18 protein-coding genes are annotated in these 16,610 nt (G+C 69.7%); 9 read left to right on the forward strand and 9 right to left on the reverse strand.

The features are described from left to right. Positions 1 to 30: 30 nt before the first annotated feature. The 4 genes from DMC61_RS35280 to DMC61_RS35295 all read left to right on the forward strand — a co-directional run bounded on the left by DMC61_RS35280 (position 31) and on the right by DMC61_RS35295 (position 3,258). Positions 31 to 1,179, forward strand: a complete 1,149-nt coding sequence (locus DMC61_RS35280) for a hypothetical protein (protein ID WP_125694849.1) — start codon at positions 31 to 33, stop codon at positions 1,177 to 1,179. Positions 1,180 to 1,430: 251 nt separating this feature from the next. Then, positions 1,431 to 2,243 carry an NUDIX domain-containing protein gene (locus tag DMC61_RS35285; protein WP_125694851.1) on the forward strand — a complete coding sequence of 271 codons (813 nt, stop codon included), beginning with the start codon at positions 1,431 to 1,433 and terminating at the stop codon, positions 2,241 to 2,243. After that, complete coding sequence (locus tag DMC61_RS35290) at positions 2,240 to 3,010, forward strand: MBL fold metallo-hydrolase (protein ID WP_125694853.1); 771 nt, start codon at positions 2,240 to 2,242, stop codon at positions 3,008 to 3,010. Before DMC61_RS35285 ends, DMC61_RS35290 begins: the two co-directional genes overlap by 4 nt. Then, complete coding sequence (locus DMC61_RS35295; RefSeq protein WP_063277327.1) at positions 3,007 to 3,258, forward strand: glutaredoxin domain-containing protein; 252 nt, start codon at positions 3,007 to 3,009, stop codon at positions 3,256 to 3,258. Before DMC61_RS35290 ends, DMC61_RS35295 begins: the two co-directional genes overlap by 4 nt. A 300-nt stretch (positions 3,259 to 3,558) precedes the next feature. Here the strand turns inward: DMC61_RS35295 and dnaN are convergent, their stop codons facing one another. The 4 genes from dnaN to DMC61_RS35315 form a co-directional block, all read right to left on the reverse strand. Beyond that, complete coding sequence (gene dnaN, locus DMC61_RS35300; RefSeq protein ID WP_125694855.1) at positions 3,559 to 4,623, reverse strand: DNA polymerase III subunit beta; 1,065 nt, start codon at positions 4,621 to 4,623, stop codon at positions 3,559 to 3,561. Positions 4,624 to 4,632: 9 nt separating this feature from the next. Further along, positions 4,633 to 5,895: an MFS transporter gene (locus DMC61_RS35305; protein WP_199750185.1), complete on the reverse strand. Its 1,263-nt coding sequence runs from the start codon at positions 5,893 to 5,895 to the stop codon at positions 4,633 to 4,635. Between the two features lie 451 nt (positions 5,896 to 6,346). Beyond that, entirely contained in the window at positions 6,347 to 7,021 is a 675-nt protein-coding gene (locus DMC61_RS35310; protein WP_003081747.1) for a Crp/Fnr family transcriptional regulator, read from the reverse strand. 160 nt (positions 7,022 to 7,181) lie between these two features. Next, positions 7,182 to 7,433 carry a hypothetical protein gene (locus tag DMC61_RS35315; RefSeq protein WP_005166943.1) on the reverse strand — a complete coding sequence of 84 codons (252 nt, stop codon included), beginning with the start codon at positions 7,431 to 7,433 and terminating at the stop codon, positions 7,182 to 7,184. Between the two features lie 238 nt (positions 7,434 to 7,671). Between DMC61_RS35315 and nth the strand changes: the two genes are divergently transcribed. Genes nth through DMC61_RS35335 form a run of 4 tightly spaced genes read left to right on the forward strand, consistent with a single transcriptional unit; the run spans position 7,672 to position 10,843 of the window. Further along, the gene (gene nth / locus DMC61_RS35320) at positions 7,672 to 8,355 is read left to right on the forward strand and encodes an endonuclease III (RefSeq protein ID WP_125695050.1); all 684 of its coding nucleotides are present in this window, start codon (positions 7,672 to 7,674) and stop codon (positions 8,353 to 8,355) included. Then, positions 8,352 to 8,948, forward strand: a complete 597-nt coding sequence (locus tag DMC61_RS35325) for a TlpA disulfide reductase family protein (RefSeq protein ID WP_125694859.1) — start codon at positions 8,352 to 8,354, stop codon at positions 8,946 to 8,948. Before nth ends, DMC61_RS35325 begins: the two co-directional genes overlap by 4 nt. Next, the gene (locus DMC61_RS35330) at positions 8,945 to 9,652 is read left to right on the forward strand and encodes a CoA pyrophosphatase (RefSeq protein WP_125694861.1); all 708 of its coding nucleotides are present in this window, start codon (positions 8,945 to 8,947) and stop codon (positions 9,650 to 9,652) included. The genes DMC61_RS35325 and DMC61_RS35330 overlap by 4 nt, the downstream gene beginning before the upstream one ends. Positions 9,653 to 9,658: 6 nt before the next feature. Beyond that, on the forward strand, positions 9,659 to 10,843 hold the full coding sequence (locus tag DMC61_RS35335; protein ID WP_016337877.1) for a MarP family serine protease: 1,185 nt from the start codon (positions 9,659 to 9,661) through the stop codon (positions 10,841 to 10,843). On the opposite strand, the gene DMC61_RS35340 is transcribed toward DMC61_RS35335, so the two are convergent. Genes DMC61_RS35340 through nhaA form a run of 4 tightly spaced genes read right to left on the reverse strand, consistent with a single transcriptional unit; the run spans position 10,836 to position 13,924 of the window. Beyond that, positions 10,836 to 11,243: a DUF1992 domain-containing protein gene (locus DMC61_RS35340; protein WP_016337876.1), complete on the reverse strand. Its 408-nt coding sequence runs from the start codon at positions 11,241 to 11,243 to the stop codon at positions 10,836 to 10,838. The two genes, DMC61_RS35335 and DMC61_RS35340, sit on opposite strands and share 8 nt — an antisense overlap. Beyond that, entirely contained in the window at positions 11,240 to 12,163 is a 924-nt protein-coding gene (locus DMC61_RS35345) for an alpha/beta fold hydrolase (RefSeq protein WP_125694863.1), read from the reverse strand. The genes DMC61_RS35340 and DMC61_RS35345 overlap by 4 nt, the downstream gene beginning before the upstream one ends. A gap of 15 nt (positions 12,164 to 12,178) precedes the next feature. Continuing rightward, complete coding sequence (locus DMC61_RS35350) at positions 12,179 to 12,673, reverse strand: phage holin family protein (protein ID WP_016337874.1); 495 nt, start codon at positions 12,671 to 12,673, stop codon at positions 12,179 to 12,181. Between the two features lie 51 nt (positions 12,674 to 12,724). Continuing rightward, a complete protein-coding gene (gene nhaA, locus DMC61_RS35355) occupies positions 12,725 to 13,924 on the reverse strand; it encodes a Na+/H+ antiporter NhaA (protein ID WP_125694864.1) in 1,200 nt (399 codons plus the stop codon). A gap of 208 nt (positions 13,925 to 14,132) precedes the next feature. Between nhaA and DMC61_RS35360 the strand changes: the two genes are divergently transcribed. Continuing rightward, a complete protein-coding gene (locus tag DMC61_RS35360) occupies positions 14,133 to 15,593 on the forward strand; it encodes a peptide MFS transporter (RefSeq protein WP_083715326.1) in 1,461 nt (486 codons plus the stop codon). Positions 15,594 to 15,849: 256 nt separating this feature from the next. Here DMC61_RS35360 and DMC61_RS35365 read toward each other — a convergent pair whose 3' ends face one another. Further along, the gene (locus DMC61_RS35365) at positions 15,850 to 16,569 is read right to left on the reverse strand and encodes a VIT family protein (protein WP_016337871.1); all 720 of its coding nucleotides are present in this window, start codon (positions 16,567 to 16,569) and stop codon (positions 15,850 to 15,852) included. Between the last annotated feature and the right edge of the window lie 41 nt (positions 16,570 to 16,610).

Here is a 16,610-nt window from a genome sequence, read left to right on the forward strand (position 1 = left end):
CCACCAGGCGAGCCGGGAGGGAGCAGAGCAATGGTGGAGGTCCACGACGGCCCGCCCATGGACGGGTTCTCGGTGCCCCTGCGCCTGCACAACCTGTTACTGGCCCTGGCGGGTCGTATCGACGACAGTGCTTTGACCGAAGCGCGTGAGCTGATCGCGCGTGCGCACATCGACGAAGCGGTGGAGCTCACCACCGGCACCCTGATCGCGGGGAAGATCCCGGTGAGCTCCTCCGAACAGCGCGAACTCGCGCTCGTCCTCGAGATGAGCCGGTCCGACGCCACTCTGGCGAACGACCTGCTGGTCGTCGAGGAGGACGAGCCGGTGCTCACCCACCGGTTCACCGGGGAGAACCAGCCCGAATTCGGCCTCGCCGAGGCGCTCGACCGCACCCTGCAGGTGCTGCCGGACGTCCGGTCGGTGCACGCGGTGTGGCGGAACACGCCGGCGGGCAGTGTGCCCGGCGCGCTGCCGCAGCGGGTGGTCCTGGTCGAGATCGGGCCCGAGGGCAACCCGCCCGCGGTCGCGTTCCGCGTGGACACCGCGCTTCGCCGAGCGGGCATCCGCTCGGTCGTCGAGGTCGCGGGCCCCGGCGTCGCGCGGTCCGCGTACCACCAGGCCGCGTCTTCGGCCGCGAGCCCCGTCTGGGTCACCGGGAGTACCCACTCCAGTGACTTTCGGTCCGAACCGGTGACTCCGCCGCCCGCTCCCGCCCCGGCTCCCGAGCCGGTCAAGGAGCAGCCGAGCAGGCACGGGCTGCGGCCGGTGAGTGCTGGGAGCCACGAGCCGGCCGAGCCGATCGCGCCGGTGGTGCCGATCGTGCAGCAGGCGCCGGCGGCGGCGACGTCGTCCTCGTCTTCGTCGGAGTCGGCACCGCCGCGCAAGTCGCGGGCGGAGACCCGTGCCGAGCGCACGGCCGACCTGACCCCGGCCGAGGTGGCGCAGCTTCGCCAGGCGCTCAAGGAGGACCCCGAAAAGGGCCGCGAGATCGCCACGGGCAAGCCGAGCATGCACGAGGTCGTCGAGCTGCCCGCTCTCGACCTCGACGATCCCAGCCTGAGCGAGCGCGACCGCGCGCTCCTGCGCGAGCTGCACGCCGAGCTCGCCGAACGGGAGCGTGCCGAAGCGGCGAAGATCCGGCTGAACGGCGCTTCGCGCAGCAGCGGCTGGTCTTCCTGACGAGCCCCACGCGTTTCGTCCTCTGAATGCGGTCGTTGCACGCGCAACGATCGCAACCAGAGGACGAAACGCCGTCTCGAGGGCGCTCAGCGCCCGACGGAGACTTCGTCGAGCGCCCTCTTTGGGCCGGAGGCCCCGGAAACTCGATGAAAGGGCGCCATCCGCACGCGACTCCGGGTGCCCGCCGGCGGCGCCCTTTCGGCGTGTTTGCGGCAGCGCTCGACAGGCAGGCACAGTGTTAGGTTGCGGGTGTGGCTGAAGAACTGACATTCGACATCCCGGTGGGGGCCGGGGTGGGCACCCGCGCCAACGCCGACGGCGAGCCCGTGACGCCCAAGGACGCGGCGACCGTGATCCTCCTCCGCGACGGCGCCGAAGGCGTCGAGGTCTTCCTGCAGCACCGCGTGAAGGGCATGCCGTTCGCGGGCGGGATGACCGTCTTCCCCGGCGGCGGCGTGGATTCCCGCGATGTCGACACCTCCGTGAGCTGGGCGGGCCCGGAGCCCGCCTGGTGGGCGGAGCGCTTCGGCTGCGACGAGTCGCTGGCCCGTGCCCTGGTGTGCGCGGCCGTGCGGGAGACGTTCGAGGAGTCGGGCGTGTTGCTCGCGAGCACCGGCGACACGGTCGTCACCGACACGACGCCGTATCACGACGCCCGCGAGAAGCTGGTCTCCCGCGAGCTCTCGCTCGCCGCCTTCCTCGAAGCGAACGGCCTTACGCTGCGCGCGGATCTCCTGCGCCCGTGGGCGAACTGGGTCACCCCGCCGCAGGAACCGCGCCGCTACGACACCTGCTTCTTCGTCGCCGTGCTGCCCGAGGGCCAGGAGGCGGACGGCGCCACCTCCGAAGCCGTCAGCTCCGGCTGGCAGCGGCCCGAAGAGGCCATCGCCGATGCCAAGGAAGGCCGCCGCATGCTCATGCCACCGACCTGGCTCACGCTCGCGGAACTCGGCGAGTTCGACTCGTCGGCCGCGGCTCAGGCCGCCGAGCGCGAGATCTCGAAGATCATGCCGACGCTGGTGCGTGACGGCGACAAGGTCCGCGTCATCCTGGACCCGGCGTGAGCGCCCCCGCGTACGGCGTGCTTCGTCAGATCACGCCGACGACTTCCGTGCTGCTGGAGAACAATCCTTCGTCGATGACGTTGGAGGGCACCAATTCCTGGGTGCTGCGGGGGCCCGGCGCGTCCGGTTCCGTGGTCGTCGACCCCGGTCACGAGGACATCGAGCATCTGACGCTGCTGGCGGAGACCGGCGACGTCGAGCTGATCGTGCTCACCCACCATCACCCCGACCACGCCGAGGGCGCGCCCTGGTTCGCTGAGCGCGTCGGTGCCCCGGTGCGGGCCTTCGACGAGAAGCTCTGCATCGGCGGAAAGTCCCTTGTGGACGGTGAGGTGATCGAGGCCGGCGGTGTCCGGCTGTCGGTGCTGCACACGCCCGGGCACACCGGCGACTCGATCTGCCTGGTGTCCGACGGCCAGATCCTGACCGGCGACACCATCCTCGGCCGCGGCACCACCGTGCTGCACGACCTCGGCGACTATCTGCGCTCGCTGCGGAAGCTCATCGGGCTGCCAGACGGCACCGTCGGCCTGCCGGGACACGGCCCGGAACTACCCGATCTGGCCGCGACGGCGCGCGAATACCTGGCGCACCGGGAAGAACGGCTCGACCAGGTGCGTTCGGCACTGGAGACGCTCGGCGCGGACGCCACCCCGCGCCAGGTGGTCGAGGTCGTCTACGCCGACGTCGACAAGGCTTTGTGGGCGCCCGCCGAATGGAGCGTGCGGGCGCAGTTGGACTACCTGAGGTCGGAGGACGGCGAATGAGTGACGTCGAGGTCGAGTTCTACTGGCGCCCCGGATGCGGGTTCTGCGCCGCGCTGGAGCGGCCGCTGTCGAAGAGCGGCTTCAAGGTGAAGCGGGTCAACATCTGGGAGGATCCGGAGGCCGCCGCTCGGGTTCGTTCCGTGGCTAACGGGAACGAGGTCGTGCCGACGGTGTTCGTGGGCTCGAAGGCGATGGTGAACCCTTCGTTCGGGGAGATCGAGGCCGCAGTGAAGGCCGCCTCCGCCTGATCCCGCAGCGTGCTATGAAAGGTCCTTTCCTTGCAAAATTTGCAAGGAAAGGACCTTTCATAGCGTTTGGGTGCCGGACGACGCGTCGAGCGTCGGTGTCGCGAAAGCCACTTTGGGGACATCAGGCGTCGCGAAAGTGGCTTTCGCGACACCTCCCGGGAGGGGCTGACGGAACCATCCGGGCCGAACGCCTACCCACCTCGACCGGGTTGCGAAAGCCACTTTCGCAACCTTCAACGTTGCGAAAGTGGCTTTCGCAACACGCCGCCCAGCCGCCCCGGCCACGCACGAAAGCGGGCGTCAGCGCGCCAGCATCGGCATCACGTAGTACGTCAGCTCCACATCGCCCGGCTCCACCGCGCGGATGACGCAGGCCCGCATCCCGGGCTGGATGTCGAGCCGCACCCGTTCCCCGGCGAACCCCTGCAGCGCGTCCAGGAGGTAGCGCGCCTGGAACGAGGGCGACGTCCGGCCGCCGGAGACCTGCGCCTTCAGCGTTTCCTCGGCCTCCCCGGTGTCCCGCTTGGCGCTGGCCAGCCGCAGGTGTGCGTCGCCGACCTCCAGCGTCAGCACCCGGCGATCGTCCGCGTAGACGCCGACGCGGCGCACGGCGGCGGCCAGCGCGTCGGCGGCGACCTCGACCGTTGTGTCCACAGTGGACGATTCGATCAGCTTCTCCGACAGGAAACCCGCGTCGAGCACGGCGGTGGTGACGGCGACGCCCGCCCAGCTCAGCCCGAACCGGGTGCCGTCGCCGTGCAGGCCGACGGGGCCGCGCGCCTGCTTCGCCGTCTCGGCGAGGAGGCCCGCCGGGACCAGTGCGTCGATCGGCTCGCCTTCGGAGCGCAGCGGAAGGGTGGCCACGGCCATCCGATACCGGTCGGAGGCCGTCAGCCGCAGCTCGCGGCTGAAGCTCTGCACGCGGACGCCGGTGAACATCGGCAGCGCATCGTCCTTCGCCGCCGTGCCCGCGACCGTGCGCAACGCGGTCACGAGCGCGTGACCGTCCACTTCGGACACCTTCGGCGGCATGTCCGGGAGGTTCAGTTCGCGGCTCAGCAACGGCAGCGCGTAGCGCCCGCCCTCCACCCGCACGGCCAGCCGCGAGCCCTCGACGACCAGGCGCACCAAGTCGTCTTCGAGCATGCGCAGCGTCTCCGCGAGCGGCCCGGCGGGGACGAGGACCTCACCATCGGTGTGGACCATGGCCTCGGCGGTCAGGCGGACGGCTCGTTCGCTGTCGTTGCCGCCGACGGTCAGCCCGTCCTTCCCGGCGCGCAGGAGCAGGCCGGAGCGGGCGGGCAGCAGCCGGGCGGCGGCGGAAACGGCGGACGAAAGCGGGCGGGTGGCGGCGGTCAGGTCCATGCCCGCAAGCTAGCGGGCGGCACCGACAAGTTCGGGCGCTTCGGCGGCGGCCGCGGCCGGCTGGGGGCGGAAGGTGCCGCGCAGCAGCCACACCACCGCGGCGAGCGCGAACCCGACCCCGCCGGCGGCGAGGAACGCCGCTTCGTGCCCGGCGTGCTCGACGAGGTAGCCGCTGATCGACTGCCCGAACGCGAGGCCGAGGGTCACCGCGGTGAGCACCCAGCCGAACGCCTCGGCCGCCGTACCCTTCGGCGCGGCGATCTCGATGGCCGCCGAGTGCGTCGTCGACTGCGGCGTGATGAGCGCGCCCGCGGCGAGCATGGCGAGCGCGAGGCCCCAGAGCGAACCCGGCAGCGCGAGCAGCGCCACCAGCGCGCCGAACCCGGCCAGCAGCACCGGCAGCCGCAGGCCCATCTGACGCGGCCACGGGCGCAGGCTGTACGCCACGCCGAACGCGACCGAGCTGACCGACCAGGCCGAGAGCAGCAGGCCGCCGATGGAGGTGTTCCCCGCCTCGGTGGCGGCCGCCGGGACGGCGACCTCGACGAATCCGATCACCGCGCCGAAACCCAGTGCGGCGATCGCGAGCGTGCGCATCCCGGGGCTGGCCAGCGCGCCGAGCAGTTTCCCGCCCGTCGACGGCGACGGACCCCACGCGCGCACGGTCGGGCTCAGCGCGAACAGCACCGCCCCCGCGATCATGGTCAGCGAGCCGGTCACGATGCCGGTGCCCGCCCACGGCGCGGCGATCAGCAGCCCCGCGAACCCGGGACCGAGGATGAAGAAGACCTCCATGCTGATCGCCTCGTAGGAGAACGCGGCGTTCCGCGTCGGCCCGGCGGGCAGCAGCCGGGTCCACAGCGCACGCGAGGCCGAACCGACCATCGGTTCGGTGATCCCGGTGCCGAAGGCCAGCGGGACCAGCACGAGCGTCGGGGCGTGCGCCTCGATCGCGAACACCAGCCCGGTCATCGCCAGCGCGAAGAGCACCGTGGTGGTCAGCAGCGGGCGGGTCGGCCCGAAGCGGTCGATGAGCCGCCCCTGCACGACCGCGCCCACGGAGACGCCCACCAGCGACCCGGCCGACACCAGTCCGGCCGCGGCGAAGGAGCCCGTCTCACGCTGGACGTAGAGCAGCGCGGAGATGCCGATCATCGCGATCGGCAGGCGGGCGAGCAGCGACGCGATCACCGCCCCGCGGGATCCGGGCGCGGTCAGCGCGGCGCGGTAGTCGGCGAGGGAGGTGCGGTGGCTCTCGGCGGAAGCGGACACAGACTGGGACACGCGTACCAGTATGACCACTTTGGTACGCGAGTACCAGATCTGCGGCGGTAAGTTTGGTCACCACCGGATCCGGGTACTACGGACCAGGAATCGGCCAGGTTCATCACGATCGGGTAACAGTCAGGTGATTCTGGGTCATTCGGGGCAACAAATCGACGCAGATGGCGTCCTTGAGAGTGAAAGAACTTGAGTTCACGGCCGATGGCCGTGGATGGTTGTACGACAGACACACAGCTTCCAGCTCCCTCCGGCGTACGGGTCGGGGCCTTGTTCCGGAGGGCGGGGAGCGCGGATCGTCGGGGGATGGTCCGCGCACAGCGAAGAGCCGGTGCGCCACGTCGGGGGTGGCGCCCGGCTCTTCGTTGTGTTTCAGCACGAGTACATGAAGGCCCCCTTCACTGCGCTAGACGCAATGAAGGGGGCCTTCATGTACTTGAAATCAGCGGGCGCGGCGGGCCAGCCGCTCCGGGTCCAGGATCAGCACGCTCTTGCCTTCGAGCCGCAGCCAGCCGCGGTGCGCGAAGTCGGCGAGAGCCTTGTTGACGGTCTCGCGCGAGGCGCCGACGTACTGGGCGATCTCTTCCTGCGTCAGGTCGTGCGTGACCCGCAGCAGGCCGGCCTCCTGGCTGCCGAAGCGCTGCGCGAGCTGCAGCAGCGCCCGCGCCACGCGGCCGGGAACGTCGGTGAAGATCAGCTCGGCGACCATGTTGTTCGTCCGGCGCAGCCTGCGGGCGACCACGCGGAGCAGCTGCTCGGCGATCTCCGGGCGGGTGGAGATCCACTGCCGCAGCGCCGGGCGGTCCATCGTCACCGCGCGGACCTCGGTCACCGTCGTCGCGCTGGACGTCCGGGGGCCGGGGTCGAAAATGGACAGCTCGCCGAACATGTCGGACGGGCCGAAGATGCCCAGCAGGTTCTCGCGGCCGTCGGGTGACTTGCGGCCGATCTTCACCTTGCCGGACTGGATGATGTAAAGCTTGTCGCCGGGTTCACCCTCGTTGAAGATGACATGCCCGCGAGGGAACTCCACGGATTCCAAGGTCTGTGCCAGCGCCTCGGCGGCTGCCGGCTCAACACCCTGGAAAATGCCCGCTCGGGCCAGGGTTTCGTCCACCTCGGGTGCCTCCTCATCGAGATACGACGTCGATCCTCATTCTGCCGAGGACCGTGTCGTCGATCACTTTTCGCGTCAGTCTAGGTCGTGCGCGCGAGATCGCTCGTCGGCACGCCGAACGCGCGCGCGGGCCGGGAACGATCTCGCTCGAACGTGGAGCCTAACTCCGCACGCGTCGCGCGCGAAGCCTGGCCGCCTTCCCGCCCAGCCTGCGCAGCCGGAAAAGCTCGAGGGCGCGCCCGATGCCGTGCCCGTAAAGGGCCCTGACCTCGTTGGGCTGAGCCTGCTCGAGGAACTCCTCGACCTCGTTCTCCTGCACCGCGACGTGCTTGAGCCTGGTCTCCACGCGTTCCATGAACAGCGCGAAGAACATGATCACCAAGGGGACGAGGATGACGAACCAGACGGTCATGCGCCCTGCCCAGGGAATTCCGAAAAGTTGTGCATTACTCCAGATCCTCGCTCATGGCGTCCTCGATCGAAGCGCCGAGGTGGTGCTCTGGCGTGTCGGCCGTCGACCGGCGGGATGCTCCCACTGGCTCGTCCGATGGCGCCCGTAGGCTATCGGGGTGCCTCCTGCCCCCACCAATGCCCCCCGTGCGGGGGGCAAGGGTGAAAGCCGGCTCGCGTTGGTGAGACGCGCCAGGCGGATGAAGCGTTGCCTCGACGACGAGTTCCCCGACGCGCACTGTGAGCTCGACTTCACCACTCCGCTCGAACTGCTGGTCGCGGTCGTGCTTTCGGCACAGACCACCGACGTCCGCGTGAATCAGGTCACGCCCGCGCTCTTCGCGCGCTACCGGACCGCCGCGGACTACGCCGGCGCCGACCGCGCCGAACTCGAGGAGTACCTCCGCCCGACGGGTTTCTTCCGCGCCAAGGCGAACTCGGTCATGGGGCTGGGTGCCGCGCTGGTGGAGCGCTACGACGGCGAGGTGCCCGGCAAGCTGAAGGACCTCGTCACGCTGCCCGGCGTCGGCCGCAAGACGGCCAACGTCGTGCTCGGTGACGCCTTCGGGGTCCCCGGGATCACCGTCGACACGCATTTCGGCCGCCTGGTCCGCCGCTGGGGCTGGACCGAGGAGGAGGACCCGGTCAAGGTCGAGCACGCCGTCGGCGAGCTCATCCCGCGCAAGGAGTGGACGCTCCTGTCGCATCGGACGATCTTCCACGGCCGCCGCGTCTGCCATGCCCGCAAACCGGCCTGCGGCGCCTGTCCGCTGGCCAAGATGTGCCCCTCGTACGGAACCGGCCCGACGGGTTTCGAAGAGGCCGCGAAGCTGGTCAAGGGCGAAGAGCGTGACCACATCCTGGATCTGGCGGCCCGCCGGTGACCAGGGTCACCAAACTGGCTCTCGGTGCCGCCGTGCTGGTGGTGGCCCTGATCGTCGCGTTGCTCACGACCCGTGACGGCCAGGCGCCCGCCAAGACGTCGGGGGATCTCACGGCCGCGCGCGCGAAGGCCGCGCTCGCTCCCTGCCCCCCGCCTGGGCCCGGTGAAGTGGCGAAGCTGAGCGGAGTCGACGTCGAGTGCCTCGGCGACGGCTCCAGGGTCGACCTCGCCAAGGCGCTCTCGGGCGGTCCCGTGCTGGTCAACCTGTGGGCGTCGTGGTGCGAGCCGTGCCGCGCCGAGCTTCCGCTGCTTCAGCGGTACGCCGCGCTGCCCGGCGCCGCGCGCGTGCTCCTCGTCCAGGTCGCGAGCTCCGGCGCCGACGGGCTGGCGATGCTGGCCGAACTGGGGGTCCGGTTGCCGTCCGTGTTCGACGGTGACGGACAGACCGGACCCGTGCGGACGGCGCTGAAGGCCCCGTCCTCCCTGCCGGCGACGTACCTGGTCACGGCGGGCGGCGACGTCCGGCTCATCGAGAACCCACGCGTCTTCCTGAACACTGACCAGGTGCGCGCCGCTGTGGAAGGGACACCATGACCGGCCCCCTCGTGGACCCGGAGGCCGTGCCCGCCTGGCTGCAACCGCTGGTCAAGATCAGCGGCGAAGTCGACGCGGCCACCTTCAGCCGGTTCAGCGTGCCACCGGACGCGAGCTACCGGTCCGCGTCCGTCCTGATGCTCTTCGGCGAGGGCCCGAACGGGCCCGACGTCCTGCTCCAGCGCCGCGCGGACACTCTCGGCTCGCACGCGGGCCAGGTCAGCTTCCCCGGCGGGGGCGCCGAGCCGGAGGACGGCGGCCCGGTCGGCACCGCGTTGCGCGAGGCGGAGGAGGAGACCGGTGTCGAGCCCGCGGGCGTGCTGCCGGTGGCCGTCTTCCCGGAGCTGTTCGTGCCCGTGTCGAGCTTCGCCGTGACGCCGGTGCTCGCCTACTGGCGGACGCCGTCGCCGGTGCACGCCGTCGACCCTGGCGAGACGGCGGCCGTGGCCAGGGTGCCGGTCAGCGAGCTCACCGATCCGGCCAACCGGTTCCAGGTCACGCGCAAGGGCTACGACTGGAAGGGCCCCGCGTTCGACGTCGGGGGGATGTTCGTCTGGGGCTTCACGGGCGGCCTGCTGGCGATGACGCTGGCGCTCGGCGGCTGGGAACGGGACTGGGACCACGGCGACGTCCGGGACCTTGACGTAGCGTTGGCCGAACATCAGGCGCGGGTCGACGGGCGGCAAGTGCCGGAGAAGGAGTAGGCGCCGGTGAACTGGGTCGACGTACTGGTGATCCTGCTCGCGCTGCTGGCGGGCGTGTCCGGCGCGTTCCAGGGGGTGATCATCGCCCTCCCCTCGCTGGTCGGGGTGGTGCTCGGCGCGCTCGCGGGGATCAAGATCGCGCCGCTGGTCGTGGAACTTTTCCAGCATCCGGCGGCGAAGGTCGCCTTCGCGGTGGCGACCGTGGTGTTCCTGGTCGCGCTCGGCGAGACCCTCGGGGTCTGGGCGGGCCGGAAGCTGCGGCAGAAGATCAACCCGGACAAGCTTTCCGGCGTCGACAAGACGCTGGGCGCGGTGGTGCAGGCCGCCGTGGTGTTCGTGGTCGCGTGGCTGATCGCGACCCCGCTCACCGCCGTCTCGGGCGTGCCGGGATTGGCGAAGTCGATCAACAGCTCGGTCGTGCTCGGCGGCGTCAACGACGTCATGCCCGAAGCGGCGCAAGGCTTCCCGAGCGAACTGCGCAAACTGCTGGACGCCTCGGGCTTCCCGTCCATTGTGGACCCGTTCCAGAAGCCGAACGTCGAGGACACCAGCCCGCCGGACACCGCGCTGCAGGCGAGCGCGATCGTCAAACAGGTGCACCGCAGTGTGGTGAAGATCCGCGGCAACGCGACCTCGTGCTCGCGGGCGCTGGAGGGCAGCGGGTTCGTCGTCGCGCCGCAGCGGGTGATGACGAACGCGCACGTCGTCGCGGGCACCGACGAGGTCGCCATCGAGTCGACCTCGGGCAAATTCCCGGCCAGGGTCGTCTACTTCGACCCCGAGGCCGACGTGGCCGTGCTCGCGGTGCCGAGGTTGCAGGCCCCGGTGCTCCCGTTCACGCCGCGAGTCGCGCGCGCCGGCGACAACGCGATCGTGCTCGGCTACCCGCTCGACGGCCCGTACACCGCGACGCCCGCCAGGGTGCGCGGCCGGATCAACCTGCGCGGACCGGACATCTACGAGTCCAACACCGTGCAGCGCGACGTGTTCACCGTGCGCGGGCAGGTCCGCAGCGGGAACTCGGGCGGGCCGATGATCAACCCCGAGGGCGAGGTCATCGGGGTCGTGTTCGGTGCGGCCGTGGAGGATCCGGAGACCGGCTTCACGCTGACTTCGGAACAGGTGCGGCCGGTGGTCGAGACGGCTCCGGCGCTGAGCGCGAACGCCTCGACCGGGCCGTGCGCTAACTAGCGGCTTCGCGCCAGGAGGTCACGACCTCTTCCACGTCCAGTGGCCGTGCCCGGAGCACCGGACCGCCCGCCGGGCGCCGGTGCTCGGCGCGGATCCGTTCGTTCAGGTCCTCGACGATCTCCCGCACCCGCGCCTCCCGGCGCACCTTCGCCAAGGTGTCCGGCAGATCGTCGAGCTCCTTCGCGATCGCCAGCGAAGGCGGCAGCAGCGCCGAAACGTCGTGCCCCTCGGCGCGGACCTTGTTCACCACCCAGGCCAGCGCGGTGTCCTTGCCGTCGGTCTTCGGCAGCGGTTTCCCCGCGCCGGGAAGGTCGTCGAACTCGCCCTTCGCCGCGGCGGCGCTGACCTGCCTGTCCACCCAGGACTCGAACGACACGCCCGTCGGTTTGCGCTCGGTCATGCGTCCAGGGTACGGAAAAACTCCAGCAACGCGGCCGACGTGCGTTCCGGGGCCTCCAGATGCGGGAAGTGCCCGATGCCCGGCCAGCGCTCCAGGCGGGCGTCCGGGGCCCAGCGACGGGACGCCGCCGCGGTGTCGGGCAGGACGCATCGGTCCTCTTCGCCGTGCAGTTGCAGCACGCGGGGTGCGAAACGGCCTCGCAGCGCTTCGCCGAACCGGCGTCCTTCGCCGCGGAACTGCGCGCGGAACGCCCATCGGTAGTACTCGAGCGCGCTGTGCGGCACTCCCGGCACGAGCATCGCCTGCCGGAACGCCCGCATGGCGTCGGCGAAATCGGAAGTGTCCGTCCACTGTGGACCGGACCAGGCGCGGAACAGCTCTTCGACGGCGAGCGCGTCGTCCTTGACCAGCCATTTCTCCGGCGCCATCGGCACCTGGAAGCGGAACAAGTGTCCCGAAGCCCGCAGTTGCCCCGGCCGCCGGACGGCCCGGCGCAGCGCCAGCGGATGCGCGCCGCCCAGCACGCTCACCGACGAGACCAGCCGCGGGTGCAGCGCGCCGACCGTCCACGCGAGCATGCCGCCCCAGGCATGCCCGACGAGATGGGCCTTGCGCGCGCCGAGCGACTTGATCAGCCCGCCGACATCGCCCGCGAGGGTCCAGGCGTCGTAGCCGCGCGGGGGTTTGTCGGAGTCGCCGTAGCCGCGCAGATCCACCGCGACCGCGCGGAAACCGGCGTCGGCGAGCGCGGCCAGCTGGTGGTGCCAGGTCCACCAGAACTCGGCGAACCCGTGCAGCAGTACCACCAGCGGTCCGTCACCGAGCTCGGCGACGTGCAGCCGGATGCCGTTCGCCGAGACGTCACGATGGGTCCACGGACCGTCGATCCGGACGATCGACGGATCCGGTGTCGCCTGCACCGACTCGAAGACTTCTCAGTCGCGGTCCGCGGGCGCGTCGTCATGACGCGGCTTGAACGCGGCGGCGGTGTCCTTGAAGCTGTTGATCGTGCGCTCGGGCGCCTTGATCTTCTTCACCTTGCGGTAGCCGAGGAAGCCCGCGACCGCCGTCGTGGCGAGCATCAGCCCGAACACGATCGCGAACGCCGCCCAGCGCATCAGCCACTCCGACAGCAGCTCGCCGAGGAAGAAAAAGAAGAAGAACGAGCTGTACAGCCCGACGACCAGCGCGACCAGGAAGAAGATGGCGCCCTTGAGGCCCTTCTTCGCCTCCGCGACGACCTCGGATTTGGCCAGCTCGACCTCGGCGCGGATCAGCGTCGAGACGTGTTGTGTGGCATCGCCGACGAGTTTCCCGAGGGACTGCTCGCTCGCTACCACGTCGTCATCGCTCGACAGGGGGAGGTAGGGCACGGCCCCCACGCCGTCGGGGCCGGTACGTTCGTGCTTGGGGCTGCTCACACCGGTCATCGTGCCACGTGCCCCGATCACGGGCGCGGCGGACCGGCGAGTGTCGCATTCTCAATCTTCGCGCGCGTGCACGCGGCTGCGGTGCAGCAGCATCGCGGCGGCCGAAAGCGAGGCGATGGCCGAAGCGATCAGCACCGCCGCCTTCGCCAGTTCGACGGCCTCCCCGTCGAGCGCGAGATCGGCGATCAGCAGGCTCACGGTGAACCCGACGCCGCCCAGCATCGACAGCGCCCCGATGTCGCGCCAGCCCATGCCCCTGGGTTTCTCCGCGAGCTTGAACTTCACCGCGAGCAGGCTGGCGCCGAAGATCCCGAGCAGCTTCCCGCCCACCAGCCCGACCAGCACGGCCAGCGGCAACGCCGTGGTGAACACCGCGCTGAGCGATTCGCCGTCCACTTTGATCCCGGCCGCGAACAGCGCGAACAACGGCACCGCGACCGCGGCCGACCACGGCTGCAACCGGTGTTCGAGCCGGATCGCGGGCGCGTGCTCCTCGCCCTCGTCGGCGCGGACGCGGGTGAGCAGGCCGAGCGCGACGCCGGCGATGGTGGCGTGGATGCCCGCCGAATGCACCGCGATCCAGGTGATCAAGGCCAGCGGCACGTAGATCCAGGCACTGCGGACGCGGCGGTGCTGCAGGTACGCGTACAGCGCGAGGGCGACGACGGCGACGCCCGCGGCGACGAGGTCGAACTTCGCGGTGAACAGGATCGCGATGAGCAGGATCGCGCCGAGGTCGTCGACCACCGCGAGCGAGAGCAGGAAGACCCGTGCGCTGCTGGGCAGGTTCGAGGCGGTTAGGGCGAGCACGCCCAGCGCGAACGCGATGTCCGTGGCGACGGGGATGGCCCACGCGCGTTCGATGCCCGGGGTGCCCCAGCCCACGGACAGCGCGACCAGCGCGGGCACGATCATGCCGCCGACCGCGGCGACCACCGGCAGGATCGCCTGCTTGAACCGGGAGAGTTCACCGACCACGAGTTCGCGTTTGAGTTCGAGCCCCGCGACGAAGAAGAACAACGCGAGCAGGCCGTCCTTCGCCCAGTCGCCGATCGTCAGATTCAGGTGGAGGAATTCGGGGCCGAGCCGGAAATCGCGGATGGCGCGGTAAATGTCGTCGATGGGCGAATTCGCCCACAGCAGGGCGATCGCGGTGGCGCCGAGCAGGATCATTCCGCCGGTGGTCTCCGTGCGGAGATAGCGGGCGAACTCGGCGACGACGACTTTCGCGGGACGGTTCGGTCCGGACAAGGCATCCTCCGGTTTTCGGCGACGACGAATACTGTTGCCGACCAGACTTCCCGGCGCACCTTGACGTCATTTTAACGCCTGGAGCTGCGGAAATCTCGCGTTCATGACAGCGACCACAAGATCCATGCGGACGTCGGTGTCCCGTCCACATGCTGGGCTTCTAGCATGTCAACTGAAAACCGACAACGATGTCTTCGATAAGGACGGCATGGTGAGTACCTCTACCGAGGTCCAGCAAGACACGAGGTTCTTCGGGCACCCACGAGGGCTGGCGAACCTCTTCGGCGTCGAGATGTGGGAGCGTTTCTCGTACTACGGGATGCTCGGAATCCTCCCCATCTACCTCTACTACGAAGTCAGTCAGGGTGGCCTCGCGCTGCCGAAGGCCTCCGCGCTCGGCATCGTCGGCGCGTACGGCGGCATGGTCTACCTGTCGGCGGTGATCGGCGCCTGGGTCGCGGACCGCGTGCTCGGCTCCGAACGGACGCTGTTCTACAGCGCGATCCTGATCATGATCGGGCACATCAGCCTCGCCGTGCTGCCGGGGCTGGCAGGCATCGGTGTCGGTCTCGTCTGCGTGGCCGTCGGCAGTGGCGGGCTGAAGTCCAACGCCACGGCCATCGTCGGCACGCTGTACGCGGACGGCGACGAGCGCCGCGACGGCGGTTTCACCATCTTCTACATGGGCGTGAACATCGGCGGTTTCGTCGGGCCGCTGCTGACCGGGCTCGCGCAGAGCGAGATCGGCTTCCACGTCGGCTTCGGGCTCGCCGCGTTCGGGATGGCGCTCGGCCTGATCCAGTACACGATCGGCCGCAAGAACCTCGGCGAGAAGGCGAGCGAGGTCCCCAACCCGCTGCCCGCTTCGCAGCGGCCGCTGGTCTTCGGCGGCACCCTGGTGGGTGTCGTGGCGATCGTGCTGCTCGTGGTCTTCGGCGTGATCAACCCGGGCAACCTCGTCGACGTCGTCGTCTGGGCCGTCGCGGTCATCTCGGTGATCTACTTCGTGGTGATCATCAGCAGCAAGAAGATCACCTCCGACGAACGCAGCCGGGTGTACTCGTTCATCCCGATGTTCATCGCGAGCGCCGCGTTCTTCTCGCTGTACCAGCAGCAGTTCACCGTGGTCGCGGCCTACACCGACGAGCGGCTGGACCGGACGATCTTCGGCTGGGAGATGCCGGTCGCGTGGGTCAACTCGATCAACCCGGTGTTCATCATCCTGTTCGCGCCGGTGATCGCGGCGATCTGGACGAAACTCGGCTCGCGGCAGCCGTCCTCGCCGATCAAGTTCGTGCTCGGCACGGTCACCATGGGGGTGGCGTTCCTGCTGTTCCTCCCGATGGTCGGCAGCGGCAAGAACGCGAGCCCGCTGCTCGCGCTGGCCGGCATCCTGTTCGTGTTCACCATGGCGGAACTGATGCTTTCGCCGGTCGGCCTCTCGCTGTCGACCAAACTCGCGCCGGAGGCGTTCCGGACGCAGATGGTGGCGCTGAACTTCCTGTCGATCTCGCTCGGTACGGCGATGTCCGGGAAGCTCGCCGAGTACTACACGGTCGACGACGAAGCGCCGTACTTCAGCATCGTCGGCGGTGTGGCCATCGTGGTCGGTGTGGCGCTCCTGGTGGCGACGCCGATGATCCGCAAGCTGATGAAGGGCGTTCACTGACGCACTTCTTCCCGCGCTGACGAGCGACCCTCGGAGGTGCTGAAAGGGCCCTTCACCGCATAGGAAGCGGTGAAGGGCCCTTTCGCTACACGTAACACGCGTGCTTGGAGGCGTAACTCGTGTGATTGGGGACGGAACTCGCGTGATTGGAAGGCGATGTCGGTGTGCGGCGTCTGATCACGCGAGTTGCGGCTTCAATCACGCGAGATCGCCGCCTGATCACGCGTGTCGTCCCTCCGATCACGCGAGATCGCCGTCAGCCGACGGTGGTCCCGAACAGCACACCGACGTAGTACGTCACCAGCATGGTCAGGGCGCCGACGCCGACGTTCCGCGCGATCGCGCGGCCGGCCCGGGCGTCGCCGAGTTTCGCGCTGATGAACCCGGTCAGCGCCAGCCCGACCACGACGGCCGCCGCGCACGCCCAGACGCGTGCCGAGGTCGACGTCCACACGATCGCCAGCAACGGCAGCAGCGCGCCGACGGTGAACGCCACCAGCGAGGCCCACGCCGCCTGCCACGGGCTGGTCAGGTTGTCCGGATCGATGCCGAGTTCGGCCTCGGCGTGGGCCTGCAGCGCGTCCTTTTCGGTCAGTTCGCGGGCGACCTCCGCGGCGAGTTCGGGGGAAAGGCCCTTGCCTTCGTAGATTTCCGCGAGTTCCCGTTCTTCGGCTTCGGGCATCTCTTTCAGTTCGCGCTTTTCCAGCCGCAACTGTGCGCGTTCGGTGTCGCGCTGGGTGCTCACGGAGACGTATTCGCCGCCCGCCATCGAAAGCGCGCCCGCCACGAGCCCCGCGATTCCCGCGGTGGCGATCGTGGTGGAGTCGGTGGTCGCACCCGCGACGCCGACCACGATGCCCGCCACCGACACGATCCCGTCGTTCGCGCCGAGTACCCCGGCGCGCAACCAGTTCAGTTTGCCGCCCAGATCCGCGTGCGGTTCGTGGGGATGTTCGGTCGATACCGTCTCGGTCACCGTTTCAGTGAAACACGGAAAACGACGTGAGGCGAGCGGAA

Origin of the sequence: Amycolatopsis sp. WAC 04169, from assembly GCF_003947535.1 — a bacterium.
GTDB lineage: Bacteria > Actinomycetota > Actinomycetes > Mycobacteriales > Pseudonocardiaceae > Amycolatopsis > Amycolatopsis keratiniphila.